The following is a 23641-nucleotide window of genomic DNA, read 5'->3' as shown; positions in this document are numbered from 1 at the left end:
TAATATTTGGACATACGGAAATAACCTGAAACGAATTGGTTCATAGTACCCATTCCAAACATTCCTCAAGGCACAAGAGATTTATGATTTCTATGAAGTTACCTGTATCAAAATAATATATATTGACACAATATATATTGGTACGATATATTATAAGCGTGATATACAAATATTTCTAAATAACAAGGAGGTTCTATTTTGAACAGTCAGGATGTTATTTTAGGCATGCTTATGAAAGAATCGAAGACTGGTTACGAAATAAAACAGTTATTGGAGGATGTATTCTCTAATTTCTATAGTTCTAGTTATGGAACGATTTATCCCACACTTGCTCGCATGGAAAAGGAGGGTTTGATAACTAAGGAAAATGTGCAGCAGGAAGGTAAGCCTAATAAGAATCTTTTAAACATCACGGATAAAGGAAGAGATAGTTTTAACGCCTATTTACTAGCCCCACTAGAGGCTGACAGTATTAAGAAATCTGATTTTATGATGAGGCTATACTTTGGTGAATTTGTTGGGTATGACAAGGTGATTATTTGGTTGAAGCAGGTACAGGAGGAATCACAACATAAGTTAGATCAGTTACTTGAGCAGTATTCACTTTATAAAGATGAAATGCATCCAGCACAGATCATCTGTATCCAAATTGGCATTGAAGAATATAAAGCAAAACTCAAAATCATTGCCGAAGGGTTGTCAAACATGGAGCAGTTAGTGCTTACGAAGTAAGTTTTGTACGTACCAAGTGAAGATGTAACGCTCAGATAACTTTTAGGAGGAATTGTTAATGAAAACAATTTTTATAACGGGTGCTTCGTCTGGCATTGGGAGAACTACAGCAAAACATTTTGCTGAAAGAGGATGGAACGTCGTAGCCACGATGCGTTCACCTGAACAAGAAAGTGAACTTATTACACTTGATAATGTATTGGTTTTACAGCTTGATGTTGAGAAATCAGACACAATTCAACCTGCGTTAGCGGAAGCGATTAAGCGGTTTGGTAAAATTGACGTTCTTCTCAATAATGCTGGTTATGGAACCATGGGTCTTATAGAAGTAGCTACAGATGAGCAGATCAGAAGACAGTTTGAAGTGAACGTGTTTGGTCTTATCAGTATGACTAAAGCCATATTGCCACATTTTCGATCTAATCAAGATGGTTTACTGATCAATATCTCTTCTATGGGAGGGAAAGTAACCTTTCCTACGATGTCTCTGTATCATTCCACTAAATTCGCCGTAGAAGGTTTTTCTGAATCCGTATCTTATGAATTGGCATCACAAAACATCAAAGTAAAGTTAATTGAACCAGGTGCTATTCAAACAGACTTTGGTGGAAGATCGATGGAGTTCTTTTTTAATGATGCATTAACGGATTATAAACCCTTCACTACAGCATTTTTGGGTAAATTGGGTGAGATGGAAAAACAGCCCTCCTATGCTTCGCCTCCAGAAATTGTTGCGGAAACAATATATCAAGCCGCCACAGATGGGACAAGTCAATTCCGGTACATTGTTGGAGAAGATGCAAAAATGCTCATTCATATGAAAGAAAATACAGATGAAGAAGAATATCTGACTAATATAGCCCAGCATTTTTCTTAAAAAAGAAGTTAGGTGGTGAACGCTTCTCGGTATTCTATCGGGGAGAGGCCCCTCTTTCTTGTTATGAGTAAAAAAATCCCCTCCGATTAACAGTGGTATGTTCATACGTACATGAACCTTCTCCACTATCTACCGTAAGGGGATTTTTACAAGCTTAATGTTTAATGCATTGGTGTATTCATTTTATGATTCACAACTACTCTTTTCACGAAGAAAGCAAGAATTAGACCCACAATAGCCATACTCATTCCAAAAATAAATGCATTTTGTACACCGTTCGTGAACGCAGGCAATATATTCGCTGGATCGGTTGGATCGGCCACAGTCTTCATATAACTCTTAGAACCTGCGGACATAATGCTGACAGCTAATGCAGTACCGATCGCACCAGCAACCTGCTGCAATGTATTCATGATCGCTGTACCATCTGGATATAATTCTAGCGGCAGCTGGTTAATTCCGTTGGTTTGTGCAGGCATAAATACCATCGACACACCAATCATAAGCGTACTGTGAAGTACGATTACGAATACGACCGTAGAAGCTACAGTAATACTGGAGAAGAACCACAAAGCTGTTGCTGCAATAATCAGACCCGGAATAACGAGCCATTTTGGACCGTATTTATCGAACAGACGACCCATGATTGGGGACATCAATCCGTTAATAATCCCCCCTGGAAGTAGCAGCAAACCTGCCTTGAACGCCGTATACCCTTGACCCTGTTGAAGATACATTGGAAGAATCAACATGGATGACAGGATAACCATCATACAAATAAATACCATAGCCACACCAATGGAGAACATTGGATATTTAAAAGCACGCAGATTAATCATAGGCTGCTTCATCTTCATTTGGCGCAAACCGAACAATAAGAGTGATACCACACCTACTACGATAGCTATGATTACTTTTGGACTTCCCCAACCAGCTTCTTCACCGGCGCTACTGAAACCAAACACAATACCACCAAAACCGATTGATGATAATGCTATGGAGAGGATGTCAATCTTCGGCTTCGTAACCTTCGTTACGTTCTGCATGAAGAGGATTCCGAATATCAATGCGATCACCAGGAATGGCAGTGACAGCCAGAAGATCCAGTGCCAGCTTAGGCTTTCAATTAGAAGTCCAGCAATAGTAGGACCGATCGCTGGAGCAACCATGATAACCAAACCAATCATCCCCATCGCAGCCCCACGTTTTTCAGGAGCAATGATGATAAGGATCGTATTGAACATAAGTGGTAATAGGAGCGCTGTACCCATTGCTTGTACTACACGCGCTGTTAATAGGAACTCGAAGCTAGGTGATACTGCAGCTAGAAACGTTCCAAGTATTGAAAAACATAATGCAGCAACAAACAACTGTCTAGTCGAGAACCACTGAAGCAGCATACCCGAAATCGGTACTAGAATTCCCAGTGTAAGCAGATAAGCCGTCGTCAACCATTGAGCTGTTGCTGGAGTAATTTGAAGGACATTCATAAGATCACTTAAAGCTACATTTAGTGCGGTTTCACTGAACATTCCGATAAATCCTGCAAGTAATAATGAGACTAGAATCGGAATGGTTTTAAACTTCTTTACTTCCTTTTGTTGCTTTCCTTGCATAGTTGCTTCCACTCTTAATCCCCCTGATGTTCTTATCTATTGTCTCTCTCTAACCAAGTATTGCTGGGATAATCTTCGCCGCCGCGAGAAGCGGCTGTTCATCCCGTAAAGTCAGCGTCTGAAGAAGCGCTCCTTCAAATAATGAGACTACTACTGAAGCCTTATCGGCTGCAGTGTTGCCCTCCACACCTTCTTCCAGAAGGCGTTTCTTGATCACATCCTGCAAGTCCATAAACACAGATTTACATGCAGTCCGCAGCTCCTCACTAATACAAGAGGTCTCCGCCGCTAACCAAAAACTGAACGGAACGATCCCCTCGAATGAAGATTCTACTGCTTCCATAGCCATTCCGAGAATAAAGTCCTCCATTGCTTCAGCTGCACTATTGCTATTCTCCATATGACAGTTCAGCTTCTGAGCGACTGTTAGACTAGTCCGGTTAATGCATGTTAAAGCCAGCTCTTCTTTACCGTGTGGGAAGTAATAATAAAGAGACCCCTTCGGTGAATCGCTATCTTTAATTATCTGATTCAGTCCTGTTGCATGATATCCCTGAGAAAAAAATAATTTCGAAGCGGTGTCCAGAATCGCCTCACGCATATTCGGCTTGTTCGACACGCTGACACTTCCTTTGCATTATAACAATTGGTCTACATAATAAAACCATATTTTTAAGAGATATGTCAACATATAAATTACTTAAATTAAAAGTAATTTGGTGGAAAAGAGTTGGGGTGTACTCTAGCCGCCAAGTACATTATAGCCATCCTACCATCGGACTAAGATGCAGCTATTTGTGCTAAATCAGGCTTTTTCCCACGTTATCGGACCTGAGCGGCGCTATTTCACTCAAAAGAGGTTGTTTTCATCCACATTTCTGTGCATAGCTGCATTGGAGTCCGATAATCACACAAAAGGTTGCTTTTAGAGTATATAAGGTCTCTTGGGTCCGATAGCTCTTCACCCACCTCTACAAGCTCGAAATTATCTACTTCCCATTCCCTCAACCTCAGCGTATACTATAATTATTCCAATGAGAAAGGTGTGAATAAAATGCAAAACGTCCCCAAAGGAATCCCACGACCCTTAGTAAAGACTAATCAGGCGTTTATCGTCATTTCTGTAATATTGACATGGCTAACAGGACAGCACTGGATACTTGCGCTGCCCTTGTTCGCCGGATTACTCGGACTCTTGTTCGGTTATAATCCCATCATTAAACTGGCTGCAAAGTTTCTGAGAAAAGAACGTTCGCACTATGTACTCGAAGACTGGTCACAGCAGCAGTTTAATCAAACCATTGCTGTTTTCTGCCTCACAGGTGGTTTAATCAGCTTCATCGCGGGCTGGACGATTGCTGCTTATATTTTCACCGCGCTCGTTGCAGTAGCCGCCACTGTTGCGATTCTTGGTTTTTGCATCGGATGTTTTATCCATTATCAGTGGAGAATGTACAATTACAGACGTAAACAGAGCACAAATTAAATTGGTTAAGCCTTAATCTCGTTCTTCTCCAACAACATCCCAGCGATGGCGAAATTTTAAAAGCCTTGGATGTAGTGATGAAGGTGCAGATGGCAACAATAAGCGAATTTTTACAATCCACTCTTCAAAAGAAGAATAAGACGCGAACTGATTCGCCACTTCAGGTGTTAAATACAAAAAAATCGGTGAAGGATAGATCTCAACAAGATGCCGAAGCGCAGAATCAAGTGGAGTATACTTCTTTCGCTTCCCCTCCAAACTCTCTACCGTGATAAAGCTACGTCCTTGCTCCCTTTTCCATTCATGCAGCCGGTCCTCACGCTTGTAATAAGCGCTCACCGGCTCTTTGGTCATCCGTCTCACCGTTTCCTCATGCAGTGGATATAGCACAAGCTTAGTGAAACGTCGATCTGCTGCCGTTTTTGCCGCGATTTCAAGTTCATGATCGGATATATGTTCAAAAGAATCGTAAAATACTAACGTCCCTTTGCGTTGTTCAACCGGTGGCTCATAGCCGTAGGGAACATGCTGAATGTCTCTTTTCAATGAAACCCCTCCTGCTTGTTCTATTTAATAATCATATCATGTGACAACAGCAGGGCTATCATTCTTATCTTGCAGCTTAAGCAGTTCCCACTTCCCAACGCCTCAAACAATTCCTGCTCTATCCCAAGCTGATTTAAATTCCGCCACACTTTGATAACGCTGCTCCCGCTCCAGGCTAACCGCCCGTAAAGCAACCTCGTGGTGCGCTTGGCTCACTTCCCATTTTGCTAACGATCGGTCGGAGGCTCCTCCTAAAAGAACAAATGCTGTTGCGCCCATATTGAATACATTGGTTACTTCATCAATCGGTGCACCCAAGATAAACTCTTCCGGTGACTTGAATCTTGCTGAACCCCAGAAGTTCACTCCTAGATCATTTTCAGTTGGCTTAGGTCTATAATAATCAATATCACAAATCCTTGTTTCATCGTTCTCAAAATTATAAAGAATACTTCCATCGTAAAAATCGACAGCTACATAACCCTGCAACTCAACATGTTTATGAAACGAAAAGATTACGTCTAAGGACGCTAAACGTTTTTCAACAGATAGTTGCTTATAGCGGTAAAAAGGCGATTCGGGATGGCTCAGCTTAGCTTCACCCGCAAAAAGCCAATGCGAATGTAAACATTCACCTTCAAACCATTCAAACACCGCTGCATATCCCGCTCCAACTTCAAAGTGTGACACTAGATTGATCAGTGCTTCAGATTCAAGTTCATTATACAACGGAATAGCTTTAATCAAATTATCAACAGCATCCATGGGATTTCCATCGTAAGTCAAAGGCTTTGCCCCAGCAAACTTCACAAAATACTTCTGATCACCATCCTTCTCCACACCAAAAGAAAGATTTCCGGAATCCTGCTGGTCGAACACCTTGAACACCCTACCAAGTTTAGATAACCATGCAAAATCACAAGGCGCTTGTAATTGAAAAGTTACTGCATCGATTTCGTATGTAAAATATTTTTCGCTCAAATGTACCTCCGCAATTTACTAACCTAAGTTAGCTCTATTTTCATAAAAATCCCGGCGATGGTTGATTCCTGAGGACCTGTTCTTTTGACAATTTCATATGGCTTAAACCCTAATCTGGAGTATAATAACATCCCTTTTGTATTCACATTATGGCAAACTAGATGTAACTCTCGAAGCTTTAAGTCCTCTTTGGCAGCAGCAAGCATGGTACGGATCAAAAACTTCGCGGCTCCCTTACCTCTATAATCGGGTGAAACAATAACATTTCCTAGCCAGTACAAATCTCGTTCTTGTTCGTAATATAAATTGGCGTATCCGATAACCTGTTCATCTTCATTCAGGATCACTGTTAGCTTTTCCCTGCCTTGTGCAGCCTGCTCTAATTGGTCAGAGGTAAGCGGATATTCCAGCTTAGGCGACATAAAGAACACTTCCATTGAATCTTTAGGAAAAGCACATATTACGGCATAGTCCGCAGATACGGCCTTTCGATAACTGTACGTCATTTTGTTTCCTTCCTTCTATGTTTCATTCATGACCTTATTCGATATTTAATCACTAGAATAATAACCAGCAGCACAACACATAAGGACATCGTATTCGTAATCAAAAAAGCTAAACCCACCCCCGTAACCGCCAAACTGATCGCATAAGCTTCCATTAGACTAATCCCGAGCAGCATAAGCAAATACGACTTCAAATTTAAATCGGCTACGGATTTTGATTTCAAGATCTGAACAATCTGAGGAATCCAGCCTAAAGACAGGATCACTCCGCCTATTAATTGCATGATTGCAAACATATGAGCACCTCCACGGATTTTATTACTGTTGTATTCCGGGCGGCTCCATCTGGTTCCAATCTATGTCAAAATAACGAAAAACACTAAGCAACAATCAGCTATTCTGCTTCTTTAAGCTTACTATATGCATAAGATGCGGCACCAATAGTTCCAGCACGACTTCCTAGCTCAGCTTGAACAATTTCACACTTACTGCCAGAAAGCTTCAACGCATGCTGATTCACAGTCTCTCTTACAGGTTGGAGCAATTTATCGCCCGCCGCTGCCATCCCCCCACCTACAATAATAAGATCAGGGTTGAGAATATTCACCACATTCGCTAATCCAAATCCAAGTATAGTTCCAGTCTCCTGCATGACCTCCATAGAGAGAGCATCTCCGAGTTCGTAGGCTTCAGATATCATTAGTGCGGTAATTTCCTCTGCTTGATCATTAGTCCAGGTCTGAATCATACTGGTGCGGCCTTCTTTCAGCTTCTCTTTAAAAGTATTCACCATGCCAATCGCAGACACATATCGACCTAAGCAGCCTGAGCTTCCACATTTGCAGGGACGTCCATTCCTGTACATATTCATATGCCCGATTTCACCAGCGCTATAAGATGTGCCGTAGATCACTTTTCCGTCGTTCACGATTCCCGATCCTAATCCCGTTCCCAAGGTAATCAGAACTAGATTGTTGTAACCTCTGCCTGCACCTTGCTGCCATTCACCATAAAGATTAACCCTTACATCGTTATCTATAAAAATAGGAAAGTCGTAAAACTGCTTCATCTCGTCAACAACATGTACATGCTCCCAATCCGGAAAATTCGGTGAGAAAAAAGAAATCCCAACAACCGGATCAAGCAATCCGGGCACTCCGATTCCCATACCGACTACTAGATCTAATGAAATATTCGCTTCCACAGTAATCAAACGTACAGCTTCTCTAATCCGTCCCAGCACATGTAATGGGCCTTTAGCAGCTTCTGTAGGTGTAGATATTTCTTTCACAGCTATAAAATCGGTATCATATACCCCTGCTTTGATATTCGTTCCACCGAGATCAATCCCTATAATGTAGCGTTTCATAAGAACCTCCAGAATTAGAAATAACTTCACCTTTCATTATGAATGCCTGAAGGCTGAAACTATAGAGGGAACTTGCAAGTTATATGATAAAGTTCCAACTTTTTTATTACAAATGACTACTATTAACTGCGGCTTCGGTTTCGGCTAACATTAGGCTGTTCACACCCATCTTAATCTGATTTTCAGTGAGATTAGAATAGCCTAGTAGAAACACTGGTCCCTTAGGTCTGCTCCCCATAAAATAAGAAGATGCAGGATATACGCGAACTCCGTAACGGAGCGCCACTTCAGCAATGCGATTCTCTTCGGCATTCGACTCCAGCTCAATCAGTAAATGCAGCCCGGCTTCCTCGCCATAATATCGTACACGACTCCCAAATTCAGTATTCAAGCTGTTTACGAGACAAGCTCTACGAGAGGCATACAGCTTTCCCATCTGTGTAATATGCCTTGCATAGTGACCATTCTGAATAAATTCCGCTAACGCTTCCTGATCCAAAGCAGAAGACATACGATCTGTAATCCATTTAACGGCCAAAAAAGGCTGAATCAAAGCCGGAGGCAACACAACATAACCTATCCGCAGAGAAGGAAATAATACTTTACTAAAGCTGCCCACATAAATCACTCTACCTTCTACATCTAGACCCGCAAGCGCGGATAATTTCGGCCCCTCGTACCTATATTCACTGTCATAATCATCTTCAATAATAAAAGCATGATTAGCTTTGGCCCAATCCAACAACTGAACTCTTCGTTTCAAGGACAGTGTCGTCCCAAAAGGGAACTGGTGTGAGGGAGTGACATAGACTAGCTTTGGTGATTTTTTATGATTACCTTCTTTACCGTTATCACTATTTGTTTGAATTTCTTCCACACAGATGCCATCTTGATCTACCTTAACAGGGATGATTTCTGCCCCAGCAAACGAAAAAATTTCACGTACAACGCTATGTGATGGATCTTCAACAATGACATGGTCACCTTTAAATAAGAAAATCCTCGATAAAATATCGAGTGCTTGCGTAGCTCCAGAGGTAATCACAATTTGTTCAGGAACAACGGGCATGGATCGTGTGGAACGTAATAAACGTGCAATCTCTCGGCGCAGTCCCAGGGAACCTTCCGCAGGACCATAACCTAAAGTATCCGGTGAGGCGCGTCGGCAAGCGTTCATTAGAGCTTTTTGCCACAGATCCATAGGAAACGCATCCCAAGCAGGTACACCATGGCGAAAATCACAGAATACCGGGTTCAAATGATCAACTTCACAAGTAGAAGGAGGATTAAGCGTAAGGAAATCAGGTCCCTTCGTTATAAAATTGTAAGGGCTCTCATAATCTTTTATAACTTTCTCCTCCAAGGTCAGCTCCGCAATAAACGTTCCCGCCCCTTTTCTCATCTCCAGATACCCTTCTGCCTGAAGTAGCTCATAGGATTGAAGGATCACACTTCTGGATACTCCAAGCTGATTGGCCAAAGTTCTAGACGGAGGCAGGGGGTCACCCCCACTTAAAGCTCCAGAATGGATAGCATTTCGAACTTGCTCGTAAATTTGACGGCTAAATGGAATTTGTCGTTCTTTATCGAGTGTGATCAGCAAATCATGCTTCATAAGAGGTCCTCCCCTTCTGTTCCGACTTTTGTTTAAAAATACAGGGTAAGCATTTTTACGAGTAGTGCTGCGGAAACAGAGCCTAGAATCACGAGGAGCAGCGGAATTTTTCTAATTAATACCAGTATAACAGCGACAGTCCCTGCTGCGATACCCACAAGATTAACATCTGGATCTACCTGAATGATTCCAGGTACCGTTAACGCACTAAGAACCGCTATGGGCAAATACTCCAGCAGCGCTTGGACTTTGGAAGAACCATTCGTATGATTCGTAAGCAGTAAAGGCACAAATCGAAATAAAAATGTAATAACAGCCATACCTATAATGATTAAGATGGTCATACGGATACCCCCTTCTCGGCTTTGACTTGCGCTTTAAATAAGGAACCCACTGCCATGCCGATCAACATAGCTATTAGAATTGAAGAATTTCCCAGCAAGGAGTACAGTAGCCATGATGATCCTGCAGCTGATATACATATAGCCATATTTCGTAAGCTGCCCTTCAATTGAGGAACAACAAGCGCAATCAACAAGGCATATAATGAAGTGTTTAGTGCCGGTAAATATAAAGCTGGGATATAGGAAGCAAGGGTTATCCCCGAAGCCGTTGCTAACAGGTTGGCCACATAAGGAGGAATTTGAAGTCCAAGTAGATATGGAAGTCCTAAGGGTTGGTTAGGTTTTTCATTCTCCGATTTACGGTTTCCTTCCTCTCGAGGGATCATACTAACTGCATATACCTCTTCTGTTAAACTGAAGCCAATCCAAGTTCTCGCTAGTACACTGATATTACGATTTAGCTGCCCTCCAAAGGATAAACTGATAAACAAATATCTCAAATTAATGATTAAGGTAAGTAGCAGGATCATTGGAGCCGCTGCCCCTGCGGCAAGCATTTTCACGCCAATAAATTGACTAGCCCCCGCAAATACAAGCGCTGACAATAAGAACACTTCCAGACTTCCCAAACCTAACCCCTTACCGACCAATCCAAACGTAAAGCAAGCAGGGATAAATCCCGCAACTATTGCGACTGAATCTTTTAGCCCTGTTTTAAACATCACTTTCTGATCATTCATAAGTTTCTCTCTCCCTTATCGTTGTTCCTAGAAAGAGCATACTTGGATACAGTTCCAGTGGAAATAACCGCATTGGTGCGTATGTACCATACCAATTTCTGTTCTCATAAAAAAAGACCGCCCTTTAGAGAGCGATCTTAAATGAAGATTTAAACCTCCAGTGGACTTTCAACAATGTCGTTGATTTCCTGTATGATCTGCGATCTAATCTGATCTACTCGATCAAAATCCACGGTTGAAGCATAGATTTGCTTTAACGCACCTAGGAATACCTTTGCATCTGTCAGATGTTGTGTGGATTGTTTCATGGTGCTGGAGTATCGTTCTTTAATGCCTGCTATAGCTTCGGAATACTCTTCATCTGTACCTGGCTGTATACACCGGGAATACATATCGACGATCTCGTCAGTGGCGCGATCTGGGTAGTATTCATGTGGAGCCGTACTATCAAAAATGGCAAATCCAAGCTCACGTACAATAATCATATCCAGGCTATTTGGATCGAAGCCACAGTGGTAAATTTCAACATCGAAACCACGCTTGATGCCTTCAGCCGCTATTTTCTTCAACAGTGTGGATTTTCCGGAGCCCGCACGTCCTTTAACCAGATATCTTTTTAAGCCTGCGGTTAGATTAGGGACAAAATCCACTGCTCCCTTAGGCGTCGCAGCACCTAAAAAACGATGATCTACCCGGCTGTTTATTTCAGATTTCTGATCACCATACAGAAGCTTAATATACTCCTGCGTCAGCTCATCGGCTGCTTGGAAATTCATTTTCACGATATAAATCGCTTCCCATTCGTCATGAATGCGAAGCGCTTCAGCAAAGCCAGCATATGCCAATTCATGTTCTTGTTTAATTGCTCCAACTAAATTATCGATTTCCAGCTTCTGCTGGCTCAACTGGAACTGATCGGCGGCCTGCTCCAAATCTACGAATACGATAGACTCTTCAGGCAGTTCAGGGTTTATTACACGCGGAGCTGTTCCATCCACAATTCCTATATTTAATTTGGGAATAATCACTCCGTCGAATGAATCGTTATCTGATGCAGTGTGGATGAACCAGATCTCATAACCTTGTTGATTCAACTGCTCTCCGATTTCTCTAATCAGTTTGGCCTGCCCCGTACCTGGGCCCCCTTTTAAAACATACAAACGAGTTAAATTTTGCAATGATGACTCATAGAGGCTGTAGAAGCCGTGAGCCGTATTGCCGCCAGCAAAGAAATTGAGGATTGTTCCGTTCATAATCGCACACCTTTCCGGGCTAATGTCATGGTTCATGTTCCATCGTATTAATGTTCCATGGGAAAGGTGACACTTGGCGTAAGATAGTAACTTCCACTTGCTTTAATCCTGGAGATTAGAGTGCAGCAAACCGTTTCTCTGTTTTGTCTAAATACTTCTTTACAAGTTTCCTCTTATTCATGAATAATAGCGTGTTTATTCTTAGCAAAAAACATCTGTTCCCACAAAGCTTCTTGCTCATATACCTCTTCTCTCCCATTCTTATTGACTCTCAAAGTGACTGTCCCGATACAGCGCACATACGTTGGATTCATTTTCAATACCTTTATAGCGATCTTTAGGGGGAGGGAAAGCTTCATTCCAGCTAATAAAGAACTCGCAACAAGATCATCTTTTCGGTGATATTCAATTTGATACGATGTGTTATGTCCCGACGATTGAGTAAATTTCAACTTGTTATCCATGAATTTTTTTGTAAAGGGATGATTAATTGTGTCCTTACGCTCGATCTTTGTATGTTCTTCTTGATCCTCTAGGATCTCACCATCTTTTGCAATCATGATTATAGGACTGCGCTTATAGCCGTATTTTTTCTCTGCAATGATATCGCATGAAATCACAGTATAGGGTCCGACATTCGCACGACACCAGTACCAATGATTAATTACCTTATTCATTTCAACATTGCCCCAGTTATGATCGTGATAACCGTTTCCTACTAATTCACGTCGTTCTCCATTTAGAGTCAGTACGGCCTCCAATTTAGCGGAAGGCTGGGCAACAAACCAAGCAAAAAAGTCTTCTTGTTTCTCTCCAAAGTACATATATCCTGTTTTAGGTCGCCACATTGGTAAGATTGATTTCATAGTACAGCGATAATCAATTTCGTCATCTACAAAATGAATCAAATATTGTCCATTCGAATATTGGACGCTACTTCGATCAATTTTCACATCACACTTTTCCTTGGAAGCTCGAATGGTGCTACCTTTCTTTTCAGATAATAATTTCGTAATGCTTCTTCCATCCGGCAATGTCAGTTCAAATCTTATCGATGGACAAGCCTCACCTTTAATGTCGAACCCATCCTTCGTGTAAAATACAACAACAACCTTGCTACCATCTGTATATTCAGCGTCAAAATACCACCACTCAAAAGTTCCCGCCTGTCCGTTTGTTCTCATTCCATCTTCCCAGGTGGCAGGCTTTTTTGTGATTCCTAGTCTCTGATAATCTTCTTTACGATTTGCTAAGGTTACCTTATCGCTCATCATAAAACCCTCCTAATCTATATAAATGTCACACTTGTGTAACTTGATAGGGTCGATTATACTTGGGTCTATATTAGACAGTCAATAATAGTGACTCAGGTTACACATAGGAGGTGATTTGTGACATGTCCACTCGCGTTAATCCTATTGCGGAGCGGTCAAAGAAGTGGTTATGTGATGCAATGCTTGGGCTTTTACAAGAGAAAACCTATAGCAGCATCACCATTACAGAGATATGTGATAAAGCGGGACTTGTAAGAAAAACCTTTTATCGTCACTTTACATCTAAAGAATCTGTGCTCGTAGCCATCATTGATTTGATGTTCGAAGAGTTTTATGAATATATTAAGGTTCAGAACTTCGGCCCTCATGAAATGCCATTAGTCTATTTCACTTATTGGAAAAAACACGAAGACTTTCTTAACATCTTGATCCAAAATCAATTGTTCGCCCTTCTTAATGACCAGTATGTTCATTATTTAAAGGTGATGGATCATCTTGTGGGCACTAGACGAGAATACCAGAATGAAATTGAGAAGGAATATATGCGAACCATGATGGCCGGAGGCCTATGGAGCATTTTGAAAAAGTGGATCATTCGTGGTTGTATTGAAACGCCAGAGGAAATGGCCAAAATGACTTTAGATTTTTTTAATGTATAGAAATGTTTATCATTATGCTGAAAAAAGGGCTACCACTTGGCAGCCCTTTTTATTATTTCAAACAACGTCCTACCTTACTTCACGAAACGATCCATAAATCTCTTAATGATTGGAACATCTGGAGGAGACAACTCGCTGGGCAATTCTCCATAATTAAAAAAACGGACTTCTTGGACTTCAATTCCGTCTTCTTTAAGCGCCCCATCAAATTCTGTACATAGGTAAGCAGCTACGACATTATATACTTCATCACCGTTTGGATATTTGTAATAAAGCTCTTGTCCAGAGAACATGTCGAACAATTCAAGCCCCTTGGCTAGTAAAGCTGTCTCCTCAAAAAGCTCTCTTTTAGCAACCTCTTCTAAAGTCTCTCCTAACTCCATCGAGCCACCTGGCAATCCCCAGCAACCGTTGTCCGTTCTGCGTTGTAATAGTAATTGTTGCTCGTTACATAATAAAACACAGGCTCCTGCCATAATAAGCGGCCTCGAACCTACTAGTTTTCTTAGCTCCATAATATAATTGCTCATTAAACAGCATCCTCTCTCTCCTTAACGGCTTATATTGCTTTGTTTTTTTCCAGAAACTCATCTTTAGTAAGCCCAGATCCGATCATCATCCTGCCAATAATAATTGCTGCAGTCTATAGCTCGCATAATACCCTCCAGAAAGTAGTTGTTTTATTCTGTAGATACACTTAAATGCTGTTGAAGCTTTGAATAATCGTAAATATCCACAACAGCTCCGTTTTCAAAATTAGGCTTAAACAAAAACTCAATGATTTGTTGTGCTGTTTCCTGTGGTGTTGTGAGCATACCAGAATCCTTAACTACCTCAAATATCTCTGCTGATGGAAATGTTAATTTATCCTGGCTTCTAGCCTCTTTTTGCAGATTGGTATCAATCATTCCTGGCCAGATGGATACAATTCCAACTGGTGTTTTGGAGTGATTCTGTTCTAGTCCCACACATTGTGAAAAAACATCTAGCCCCGCTTTTGCTGCTGAATACAGACTCATACCAGGATGATGATTCTTAGCAGAAGAGGATGATATATTTAAGATCCTTTTGTCGATTAGATGACCATTCGTATATTTTATAAACATTGAGGTTAGTATAATGGGCGCTAATAAATTCACATTTATATTTCCCGTTATTTCATCAATCCTAGCCGTATCAATAAATGAGACAGGAGCAATCATTGAAGCGTTATTAATAAGGTAGATTCCCTCCGCTTTTGACACGTCAATAGAATTGAAAATACTCCCCATCAGAGATTCAATCAGATGAATGTGATTCAAATCAAATTCATAGTAGGTTATATTACTATTTTTACCTACTAAACTCTCATTTCTTTCACGTGAGATACAAAACAGATAGTGATCAGCAGAGACTAGTTGTTCTGCTATAGACTCTCCAATTCCTCTTGAAGTTCCTGTAATTATGAAGTATTTCATAAGGGCAATCCTCCTCGAATTGTAACCTGATACTAGTACCAACTACTAGAGTATCACATTTAAAGCATCAACTTGTCAAATACATCCATTAGGTGAATGTTCTTCCTAATATAAAAAAAGCTACCTCATGGTAGCTCTATAAATGCTGATATTATTAGATCTTTATTGCGTTTTGGGAACATGAAAACCATTGTTTTGCGCGTAATTTTCAATACTCCAGATACCGATTCCCTGCTCTCTTGCTTTATCCTGAATCGCTCTAAATTGATCTACGTATTTCGTATTAGGTGCAAATACATATGCCACACGTGCATAGCCCTGCTCTAGCAGAAGCTCATTAAACATTTTGCCATCGATATAGAGATAACAGAGCAGACGACCATATTTATCTCGTTCTGATACATCTAGTTCAATTTGCACATCTTTATTAGTAAGCATCTTTTTGGCATAATCTGAGGCTTCTATGGAAAATGGCTGTGGCTCAGGAATGTTCGGATTAACGGATTCAGGAGTATCAACTAGTAACAAACGAATCGTTTCTTTTTTACCGTCGATAGTCAGCTTCATGGTGTCACCATCAACTACCCGTGTTACCTTAGCATCTAATAAACGTTTGTTGTCCCCTTCTGTATTCTTTGCGGTAGCATCAGATTTAGGGCTAGGACTTGTTGTTATAGATGGAGCTTGATCCGGAGTAGACTGCTCGGTGATTGTGCAACCGGTAGTTATTCCGAGTAGGAGGGTAATAGCTAAGCAGATTTTTACTAGATACATTTTACTCATGGATAAACCTCTTTCTTTTACATATGTAATAGCTTCATGGGGTCTAATTAAAATAAAGCAAAACAGTGAAAAACACAAGACAAGAGACTTAATGAAAAAAACAGCGACAGCTTTGTACCTGGAAATCAAGATACTTGGCTATCGCTTTTTTATGAATATCTTTTCCCGTTAATGTACATTTACTTCGACTACACTAGATCTAGAAATTTTAATTTTGACTATGATCGTTAAGAAAGCAAGCAGTGAAAACATAATTCCAATCCAGAGGAGTTCATGTATACCCGAGTGAGAAATAAACCAGCCACCGATAGAAGTTCCTATAGTAATCCCAAGATTGGAGAATGAGATAAACAAGCTGTTACCGAATTCTGGAGCTTCTTTTGCCTCGGTCGTTAACCATGCTTGACTGACAATGAGTCCGCCGGAATGCACTGCCCCCCAAATGATTATGATAATAACCATCGGAATAAAATAAGATCCTAGATAATAAACGAAAAAGTAAGTTACCGCATATAGCAGAGGAAACATGATGACGGTCTTTGTAATACTTTTATGCAAAAGGCCCCCAAATAAAAAATTCCCAAAAATCATGATTATACCAAAGACCATCAACATGATGCTTATCCATGACCCGTTCATATGTGTTACTTGACCAAGATACTCAGCAAAGTAACTATATACAGAAAACATAGCTGCAAAGATAAAAATAACTGTCACAATATTTAACCATAATAAGGGTTTGCGTAATATCCCAAGCTGCTTTCCATAAGACATTTTTTCTTTAACAGGCATGGAAGGAAGCCAAGCGAGTATCCCTAAAAAGGCAATTATACTTACAACAGCACCAAACAGGAAAGCAACTTCTAATGATATTTTGTCCGCGAGATAAGAAGTCAAAGGCACACCAAAAGCAAACCCGATTGTGATTCCGGCGAAAACCTTTGTAACTGCTTTGGTACTCTGTTCTGGAGGGACAAGTTGGGCTGCGGTCACAAGAGCTACCGAAAAAAAGACGGGATGAAATATAGCAGGGATAATACGGAAAATCAACATTACTTCAAACATGGATGTATAAGCATAAACAATATTTGATATCGCAAAAATAAGCACTGCCGTTAATAAAATAAATTTACGATTAATACCAGAAGCGAGTAATGTCAAAAATGGTCCTGAAATCGCAACGACTAAAGCAAATATACTTACAAGCCATCCAGTCTGTGAAGTCGATATATTAAATTTTTGAGTTATCTGCGGTAGAACACCTATAATCCCCATTTCCGTAGTGATAATACCAAATACACCTAAAGCCAGAATAATGATAAGCAACGGGTTAACCTTTTTCATATTAAATGTAATCCTCCAATCATATTTACATATATAGATTTGTAGATATGTAATTCCAAAAAAACACCTTCCCCCTCTCGTTTATAGATTCTTTTTAATATACTCGGAAAATTCCTGAATTGTCTTTTCGTTTCGGCGATAGTACGTCCACTTTCCAATTCGCTCAGATTCCAACAATCCAGCTTTTTGCATAGTCAACAAATAACTCGAGATTACAGACTGTGCAAGTCCCGCTTTAGCTTGAATATCTCCCACGCATATTCCAATTCGAAAATTCAGGCCTTGTTGTAAATAAGGCTTTTCATCAAAGAATTCCTCCGGAGTTTTTAACCACATCATAATTTGACTACGAGTCTCATTAGACAAAGCTTTAAATATCAATAAAGGTTCCATGTCTATTATTATATCTACTTTTATAGATTTGTAAATATAAAAAATGCCGGTATCTCTGTTGTTGCAATATCGTTATGTAGAACCATAGTTCAACTATGGAATGAAAATGAAGTGGATTTTCATCGATTTTTTTTGAGTAGCTCGAAGCCAATCCTTTACCAGAGGGGTAAATTCATTTCCTTATTTTCTCAAAATGATGAAACCTAAATTAGGCATCTCGCTTACGGTAAAATTCAATAGCTACTGTAATAAAGCTCAGTGTCCATAAAATTGAAATACCTGTTCCTTGCATTGGTGTAAGGACATTTATTTCATCAGAGGAAGACGGCATATACATATAAGATCCTGCCGTATCCGGAAAATAATTTAAATAATTTTTAATACTAGGTAGAAAAACTCTCGTCAATGGACTGACAATGAAATAATAACCAAGCAGTACCACTAAAGCAGGGGTGGTTCGTCTTAATAAAGCACCTATAGCTGCACTGAGAAGTGTGGTTAATGTTAGATAGCCTGTTGCACCTACTAATGTTGTTATCACTGTGTCTATTTCAAACATTACTGCTGTGTCTCTCATCATAATAAAAGTATAGAGTACACCTGATGCAGTAATAATAAACGCCACAGGAATGGTTATAATCGCCAATGCCAAATGCTTCGTGGATAATTGAAACCCACGCCAAGGTATCGTAGTTAAAGTGGTTCGAATCTGTCCACCAGTATACTCCGAACAAGTAGCTAAGATACCAAGAATAATGAACCCTGCTTGAAGATATCCCATAGAAGCAAGTCCTATATTCAATATACTTTGTGTTCCTGCTGCCCCTTGCAGACCAGCAGAAGTAAAAGCTGCAGTTAAAGCTAAATTAAGAATGAATGTACCCATAAGAGTGAGCCATATCAATGGTAATGTAATTAATTTATCCAGTTCAGCACCAAGGATTTGTGTTATCTTTCTACTAGATGAGACATTCATGCTGTAACGTCCCTCCTATGGAATACAATAGCTGCAACAATGAAAATAACGACTACCCAGGCAAACATGACTAACCCCCCTGTGAACGGGGTGTGATATCTGTCGAATAAACTGCCTGTGAACGTGTCGCTCGTAAACATAAACATTTCAGCGCCAGCCCTATCTGGTAAGTAAAACGCCAACTTTGTAACCCTATAAAGCAGGACACTAAAGGATACAACGGATGAATTTATTATGAGCACAGCAAGCGGGAGGATGCCATTCTTAGTTAGAAAAGTAATTCCAAGTGCTAAAAGAGCAGTAAATGTCCAGTAACAAACTGCACCGATAAGTCTGGTCCATTCAAATGCGGGGGCATATACACCAAGTATAAGATGCGTTGCTGACACAGTTGTCATAATCGCAACAATACAAAGCAGTATGCTGATCACAGTCACAGCACCTGCTTTTGCCAGTAAAAAATGAAACCGGGATGAAATAACAGTTAAGCTCGTTGTTATCTGTTGTCCTCCACCAGATTCACTGCTTTCTGTCAAATACTCACTGCTGACAGCAAGCACACCAAGAATAATGACACCTTGCACACCAAGAACTAATCCGATATAGCCAACTTCAGATAGCCGCGTGCTAACTCCAGCTATAATCTCCTCTTTTTGTGCTATGCTGTCCAAGGCAGCAATAAGCGCTGGTGCAAACGCTCCAATGAGAAAAGCAAGCCAAATACCCGGTAAGGAGAACAACTTAGATAGTTCCGCATTAAATGCTCTCATACAACATCACCTGCAATTTCAGATGTCAGGGCAAAAAAGGCTTCCTCCAGCGTGGAATAGTTACCTATTACTTCTTCCAATGTTCCATCTGCAACGATGGTTCCAAGCTTAATAATCACCACATCATCAACCGTCTCTGCAAGCTCTCCCATTAGATGACTTGATAGTAACACCGTGTTTCCAGATTCAGCTCGTTCACGTAAAAATATCCGAATCCACCGAATGCCTTCCGGGTCGAGTCCATTTACGGGTTCATCTAAAACCAATATTTTTGGATCACCAAGTAGTGCAGCTGCGATTCCAAGTCTTCTCCCCATGCCAAGGGAATACTTCCCAACTCTTTTCCCAGCAGCATTAGTAAGACCTACGATTTCCAGAACTTCCTCGACACGTGAGTTAGGCAATCCTGCGGCACGAGCAATCCAACGCAAATGTGCCCTTCCTGTTCGCATACGGTGAGCTCCAAATCCATCAAGTGCAGCACCTATTGTTGCTAGAGGATTATGTAATTCTGCGAATGGCCTTCCATTAATTAGCGCACTCCCTGAGGTGGCACGATCTAATCCAAGCAGGATACGAAGTGTAGAACTTTTACCTGCCCCATTTGGACCTAAGAAACCAGTTACTCTGCCTGGTCTAGCTTTAAAACTGATACCTGATAAGATTTCTTGATTTCCGCAATGTTTGACTAAGCTATTAATTGTAAGCAACCATAACACTTCCTTTCTGTTATGGTTCTAATTATAAAGTAGCAAAGTTACATCTCGGTTATCATGCTGTTTACTTCTGGGTTAACTTTAGGTTAAGCTCTACCAATAGCTACTCTTGTGCCATTTTCATTTGATGTAAAGTCAGCTTTCAGCTTCATTTTTTTCAACATATAATTCGAACTCGATAAACCAATCTCCGCTCCACGCTCATAGGAAGAGTTATCCATACCTGGACCTCTGTCTGCAACAATAATCTGTTCTTTTTCTACATCAACCACAATATTTACATATTTGCCCTCTGCTGCATGACGAAGAATATTCTGAAATAAATTATCCAGAACCCGTGTCATCCATTTAGGATCTGCTTCCCAATAAAAAGTCTCTTCTACCGGTAAATCAATATCCAACTGAATTTCTTGTTCTTCAAATACAGGATACCACGCAGCAATAGATGCTCTTACTAAACGTCCAATATCTGTTGAAGTAGGCCCAAAAGGATGTTTCCCTGATGTAAGCAATGTATAGGAAAGTAAATCATCCATTAGATCTCCGACTCTTGTAATCGTATGATTCATCTCTGTTAATGAGTTTTGTCCTTCTAGACTCATTGATTCTTTATTTAATCGGGTGACATGTCCTCTCAAAATGGTAAGTGGCGTTCGTAAGTCGTGAGATAAATTCGCTATGAGTCGATGTCGTAACAATTCCTCTTCATGTTCTCGCTTGCGACTGTCTTCAAGCTGCTGAATCATCCAATTAAAAGAATTGCCTAACTGGTCTATTTCATCCATACGATCACTTTGAACAGATATTGGTTTAGGAAATGAATTATTATTAGCTGAAAATGACATGACTTCCTGTAAGAGGGTGAGACGTTTACGAAGTCTTAAGAAGAAAATCCAAGATATTACAACAAATGCGACAATAATAAAACCAAACAAAAGTAGTACAACGTAAAATAGATTTAACGTATTCAGCTCTTCTCCATTAATAGGAGATTCAATGAACGCAGATAAGAAAATAAGTATAATTGGAGGCAAAAAGATAAATAGAAAATGTCCTTTTAGAAAATGACGAAATAATGATCTAGTTTGTTTCATAGTTTCACCCTATAGCCTATCCCCTTCAACGTTTCAATAATCTCTGGGGAATCTGGATGACGCTCCAACTTTTGTCGCAGTCGATGGATATGTACCATTAATGTTTTATCGCCAGTGATATATGCTTCTTCCCAAATTGCTTCATAGATTTTTTCTTTTGGTAAAACTTGATTAGGGTGGCGTAAGAAGTACATTAAAATTTGATGTTGTTTCCCTGTCAATATAATTTCTTCTCCTGAGATTTTGTCAAATACCATTTGGACTTCTCGATCTACTTCAATATAATTACCTAATGAAATGCGTTCGGAATGAGTTACACCCCTTCGACGTATTAATACTTCTAATCTTGCAACTAATTCATCCGTATGGAATGGTTTCGTTAAATAGTCATCAGCAAATTGTAAACCATCTACCTTGTCATCTATCGATGTTCGAGCAGATAACAGCAAAATAGGAACAGCTGGAGCTGCCTTTTTTAATCGTTTTCCCACAGTAAATCCATCTAAACCGGGTAACATGATATCCAAAATAACTATTTCGTGCTGGTTCACTTCTTTTTCGGCTCCTTCACCAGAAAGCAGCCACTGAACTAAAAATCCTCGCTTTTCCAATTCTTCTTTTAGAAAGCTGCCTATTTTCTCATTATCTTCAATATATAAAACGTTTCTTTTCAAGTAACAACCCTCTCTCTAAATTGAGCTCACTATTAGACAGATTAACACAATCTAAAGAATAGTTTCCAGTTAAGACAATTTTACGATTCGTTAATAGAGTTTCATAAAAGGGCTGAGGTTATTTTGTTTCTGTGGCAGGGCTTACTCTCGTAAAGCGATGTTTGGGGAAAGAGATATAAGATCTCCTCCTTCTAATCTGAACTATTAATCATAACAATAAATACAGTACTTCCTTTTATAAATTCAGCTTTCCGGCTAAATCCAAGTTTTTCATACAATCGTATCGCTCTGTCATTAAACTTTGCCACGGTCAGACGTTTCGAGCTTTTCCCGAACATTGTATCAATTTGGCTTAGAACAGCTGTGAAAAATAGAGTCCCATTTCCCTGTCCGGTTAACTCAGGCTTCATTCCTAAACCCACATCAATAAAATCCTGAGAATATGTATATAACTCATTTGGGACCTGCGCCGAGTTTCCCACACAGAAGAACCCTACTAACTCTTTGTTATCATCAAATACGGAAAAATATGATTCTGCAAGCATTTCACTTATGGCTTCAGGCGTTTGTTCATTGTTGTAAAAATCATACGGTTGTTCATATCGCCAGCTTAATATATCAGTTGCAACATCAGCATTCAGCTTTTCCATGTAAAGTTTCATTTCGCACCACCTTATGTTCAAAATCAATAAGCACCTATGAGTCTAACTCCGCTAAATCCCGAAGGATTTGCTCTATGTCACCATCAGGATTTAACGCTTTGATCATCTCTTTCGTAATGGCTGCACCCTCATAAACTTGTGCAACAACCTCTAAGGGGAGTGTGAGTTCAAAATAACCTTCGGCAAATTCCACAAAATCCTCTGCTGTGCGGAAAATAGTTCCTAGTAAAAAGTCCGAACCATCTTCTACTCCCGCTGGAATCTCTACCTCCCCCTGCTGCCACGTCAAGTCATTATTTTCACGCCAAAAGCAAAAAGTAACATCTTCCTTAGTTATCGCCTCATCTTCCAGTAAAGACAATAGTGAGGTTGGGACTTCTTCATAGATTCCTGGCCAAACCTCATGTTCGTCGCGCGCATATGGACTTACTTCTGACTCATGATCAAATCCTTTAATTATCGTTCCTTGAGGTGCAAAAACAATAAACAAATTATCACCTGATCCATTATCAATCGATGCTAAGGAAACATTCTTATCGAATTCAGAAACAAAACTATGATAGCGAAGCCATTCCTCTGGACATAGGACAATATTTAGAGAAGAAAGTATTTTCAAAAGTTTTTTTAAGTTTTCGGGTTCTGGTAAAGTATCTATCACATTCATTTATGATTCCTCCCTATTGTATTCATTAATGATTTTAGCATATTGATGAATTAGGAGTAAAAAAAAGACTACCCGAAGGTAGCCTTTCCAACATAACAAAACACAAGCTT

At 40.1% G+C, this 23641-nt stretch carries 28 protein-coding genes; 4 read left to right on the top strand and 24 right to left on the bottom strand.

Annotated features, from left to right (window positions below; all coding sequences use genetic code 11):
• The first annotated feature begins 198 nt into the window (after nucleotides 1-198).
• Together QNH28_RS13375 and QNH28_RS13370 are read left to right on the top strand one after the other, a co-directional pair.
• Nucleotides 199-732 carry a PadR family transcriptional regulator gene (locus QNH28_RS13375; RefSeq protein WP_283911774.1) on the top strand — a complete coding sequence of 178 codons (534 nt, stop codon included), beginning with the start codon at nucleotides 199-201 and terminating at the stop codon, nucleotides 730-732.
• 58 nt (nucleotides 733-790) lie between these two features.
• On the top strand, nucleotides 791-1609 hold the full coding sequence (locus tag QNH28_RS13370) for an SDR family oxidoreductase (RefSeq protein ID WP_283911773.1): 819 nt from the start codon (nucleotides 791-793) through the stop codon (nucleotides 1607-1609).
• A gap of 161 nt (nucleotides 1610-1770) precedes the next feature.
• On the opposite strand, the gene QNH28_RS13365 is transcribed toward QNH28_RS13370, so the two are convergent.
• Both QNH28_RS13365 and QNH28_RS13360 read right to left on the bottom strand, forming a co-directional pair.
• Nucleotides 1771-3225: a DHA2 family efflux MFS transporter permease subunit gene (locus QNH28_RS13365; RefSeq protein ID WP_283912140.1), complete on the bottom strand. Its 1455-nt coding sequence runs from the start codon at nucleotides 3223-3225 to the stop codon at nucleotides 1771-1773.
• Nucleotides 3226-3274: 49 nt separating this feature from the next.
• Nucleotides 3275-3844, bottom strand: a complete 570-nt coding sequence (locus tag QNH28_RS13360; protein ID WP_283911772.1) for a TetR/AcrR family transcriptional regulator — start codon at nucleotides 3842-3844, stop codon at nucleotides 3275-3277.
• A gap of 435 nt (nucleotides 3845-4279) precedes the next feature.
• On the opposite strand from QNH28_RS13360, the gene QNH28_RS13355 reads away from it, so the two are divergent.
• Complete coding sequence (locus QNH28_RS13355; RefSeq protein WP_283911771.1) at nucleotides 4280-4711, top strand: DUF4395 domain-containing protein; 432 nt, start codon at nucleotides 4280-4282, stop codon at nucleotides 4709-4711.
• Between the two features lie 12 nt (nucleotides 4712-4723).
• On the opposite strand, the gene QNH28_RS13350 is transcribed toward QNH28_RS13355, so the two are convergent.
• The 10 genes from QNH28_RS13350 to QNH28_RS13305 all read right to left on the bottom strand — a co-directional run bounded on the left by QNH28_RS13350 (nucleotide 4724) and on the right by QNH28_RS13305 (nucleotide 13339).
• Complete coding sequence (locus QNH28_RS13350) at nucleotides 4724-5257, bottom strand: hypothetical protein (RefSeq protein ID WP_283911770.1); 534 nt, start codon at nucleotides 5255-5257, stop codon at nucleotides 4724-4726.
• 102 nt (nucleotides 5258-5359) lie between these two features.
• On the bottom strand, nucleotides 5360-6238 hold the full coding sequence (locus QNH28_RS13345; protein ID WP_283911769.1) for a serine/threonine protein kinase: 879 nt from the start codon (nucleotides 6236-6238) through the stop codon (nucleotides 5360-5362).
• A gap of 23 nt (nucleotides 6239-6261) precedes the next feature.
• Complete coding sequence (locus QNH28_RS13340) at nucleotides 6262-6744, bottom strand: GNAT family N-acetyltransferase (protein WP_283911768.1); 483 nt, start codon at nucleotides 6742-6744, stop codon at nucleotides 6262-6264.
• A gap of 26 nt (nucleotides 6745-6770) precedes the next feature.
• Complete coding sequence (locus tag QNH28_RS13335; protein ID WP_283911767.1) at nucleotides 6771-7040, bottom strand: PQ-loop domain-containing transporter; 270 nt, start codon at nucleotides 7038-7040, stop codon at nucleotides 6771-6773.
• A 98-nt stretch (nucleotides 7041-7138) separates the two neighbouring features.
• Nucleotides 7139-8113, bottom strand: a complete 975-nt coding sequence (locus QNH28_RS13330; RefSeq protein ID WP_283911766.1) for an ROK family protein — start codon at nucleotides 8111-8113, stop codon at nucleotides 7139-7141.
• Between the two features lie 106 nt (nucleotides 8114-8219).
• A complete protein-coding gene (gene pdxR, locus QNH28_RS13325) occupies nucleotides 8220-9728 on the bottom strand; it encodes a MocR-like pyridoxine biosynthesis transcription factor PdxR (protein ID WP_283911765.1) in 1509 nt (502 codons plus the stop codon).
• Between the two features lie 32 nt (nucleotides 9729-9760).
• Complete coding sequence (locus tag QNH28_RS13320; RefSeq protein ID WP_283911764.1) at nucleotides 9761-10072, bottom strand: AzlD domain-containing protein; 312 nt, start codon at nucleotides 10070-10072, stop codon at nucleotides 9761-9763.
• Entirely contained in the window at nucleotides 10069-10812 is a 744-nt protein-coding gene (locus QNH28_RS13315; RefSeq protein ID WP_283911763.1) for an AzlC family ABC transporter permease, read from the bottom strand. Before QNH28_RS13315 ends, QNH28_RS13320 begins: the two co-directional genes overlap by 4 nt.
• A 149-nt stretch (nucleotides 10813-10961) precedes the next feature.
• Complete coding sequence (locus tag QNH28_RS13310; RefSeq protein ID WP_283911762.1) at nucleotides 10962-12065, bottom strand: PRK06851 family protein; 1104 nt, start codon at nucleotides 12063-12065, stop codon at nucleotides 10962-10964.
• A gap of 173 nt (nucleotides 12066-12238) precedes the next feature.
• Nucleotides 12239-13339, bottom strand: coding sequence for a hypothetical protein (locus QNH28_RS13305; protein WP_283911761.1), 1101 nt, complete (start codon nucleotides 13337-13339; stop codon nucleotides 12239-12241).
• Nucleotides 13340-13461: 122 nt separating this feature from the next.
• Here QNH28_RS13305 and QNH28_RS13300 point away from each other — a divergent pair, with 122 nt between their 5' ends.
• Complete coding sequence (locus tag QNH28_RS13300) at nucleotides 13462-13998, top strand: TetR/AcrR family transcriptional regulator (RefSeq protein ID WP_283911760.1); 537 nt, start codon at nucleotides 13462-13464, stop codon at nucleotides 13996-13998.
• A 74-nt stretch (nucleotides 13999-14072) separates the two neighbouring features.
• Here QNH28_RS13300 and QNH28_RS13295 read toward each other — a convergent pair whose 3' ends face one another.
• The 12 genes from QNH28_RS13295 to QNH28_RS13240 form a co-directional block, all read right to left on the bottom strand.
• Nucleotides 14073-14528, bottom strand: a complete 456-nt coding sequence (locus QNH28_RS13295; protein ID WP_283911759.1) for an NUDIX hydrolase — start codon at nucleotides 14526-14528, stop codon at nucleotides 14073-14075.
• Nucleotides 14529-14678: 150 nt separating this feature from the next.
• A complete protein-coding gene (locus QNH28_RS13290; RefSeq protein ID WP_283911758.1) occupies nucleotides 14679-15455 on the bottom strand; it encodes a (S)-benzoin forming benzil reductase in 777 nt (258 codons plus the stop codon).
• A 162-nt stretch (nucleotides 15456-15617) separates the two neighbouring features.
• Entirely contained in the window at nucleotides 15618-16238 is a 621-nt protein-coding gene (locus tag QNH28_RS13285; protein WP_283911757.1) for a thermonuclease family protein, read from the bottom strand.
• Between the two features lie 168 nt (nucleotides 16239-16406).
• Nucleotides 16407-17582 (bottom strand): MFS transporter, encoded by a 1176-nt coding sequence (locus QNH28_RS13280; RefSeq protein ID WP_283911756.1) that lies wholly within the window; start codon nucleotides 17580-17582, stop codon nucleotides 16407-16409.
• 81 nt (nucleotides 17583-17663) lie between these two features.
• Entirely contained in the window at nucleotides 17664-17975 is a 312-nt protein-coding gene (locus QNH28_RS13275; protein WP_283911755.1) for an ArsR/SmtB family transcription factor, read from the bottom strand.
• A 208-nt stretch (nucleotides 17976-18183) separates the two neighbouring features.
• Nucleotides 18184-18951: an ABC transporter permease gene (locus tag QNH28_RS13270; protein ID WP_283911754.1), complete on the bottom strand. Its 768-nt coding sequence runs from the start codon at nucleotides 18949-18951 to the stop codon at nucleotides 18184-18186.
• Nucleotides 18948-19721: an ABC transporter permease gene (locus QNH28_RS13265; protein ID WP_283911753.1), complete on the bottom strand. Its 774-nt coding sequence runs from the start codon at nucleotides 19719-19721 to the stop codon at nucleotides 18948-18950. The genes QNH28_RS13270 and QNH28_RS13265 overlap by 4 nt, the downstream gene beginning before the upstream one ends.
• Nucleotides 19718-20440 (bottom strand): ABC transporter ATP-binding protein, encoded by a 723-nt coding sequence (locus QNH28_RS13260; RefSeq protein ID WP_481858367.1) that lies wholly within the window; start codon nucleotides 20438-20440, stop codon nucleotides 19718-19720. Before QNH28_RS13260 ends, QNH28_RS13265 begins: the two co-directional genes overlap by 4 nt.
• Before the next feature lie 83 nt (nucleotides 20441-20523).
• Nucleotides 20524-21531, bottom strand: a complete 1008-nt coding sequence (locus QNH28_RS13255) for a sensor histidine kinase (RefSeq protein ID WP_283911751.1) — start codon at nucleotides 21529-21531, stop codon at nucleotides 20524-20526.
• Nucleotides 21528-22205, bottom strand: coding sequence for a response regulator transcription factor (locus tag QNH28_RS13250; RefSeq protein WP_283911750.1), 678 nt, complete (start codon nucleotides 22203-22205; stop codon nucleotides 21528-21530). Before QNH28_RS13250 ends, QNH28_RS13255 begins: the two co-directional genes overlap by 4 nt.
• A gap of 191 nt (nucleotides 22206-22396) precedes the next feature.
• A complete protein-coding gene (locus tag QNH28_RS13245) occupies nucleotides 22397-22867 on the bottom strand; it encodes a GNAT family N-acetyltransferase (RefSeq protein WP_283911749.1) in 471 nt (156 codons plus the stop codon).
• Between the two features lie 34 nt (nucleotides 22868-22901).
• A complete protein-coding gene (locus QNH28_RS13240) occupies nucleotides 22902-23531 on the bottom strand; it encodes a hypothetical protein (protein ID WP_283911748.1) in 630 nt (209 codons plus the stop codon).
• Nucleotides 23532-23641: the final 110 nt, after the last annotated feature.

The sequence above is a fragment of the Paenibacillus sp. G2S3 genome (assembly GCF_030123105.1).
GTDB lineage: Bacteria > Bacillota > Bacilli > Paenibacillales > Paenibacillaceae > Paenibacillus_AQ.
This window is presented reverse-complemented; position numbering and strand designations above follow the sequence as displayed.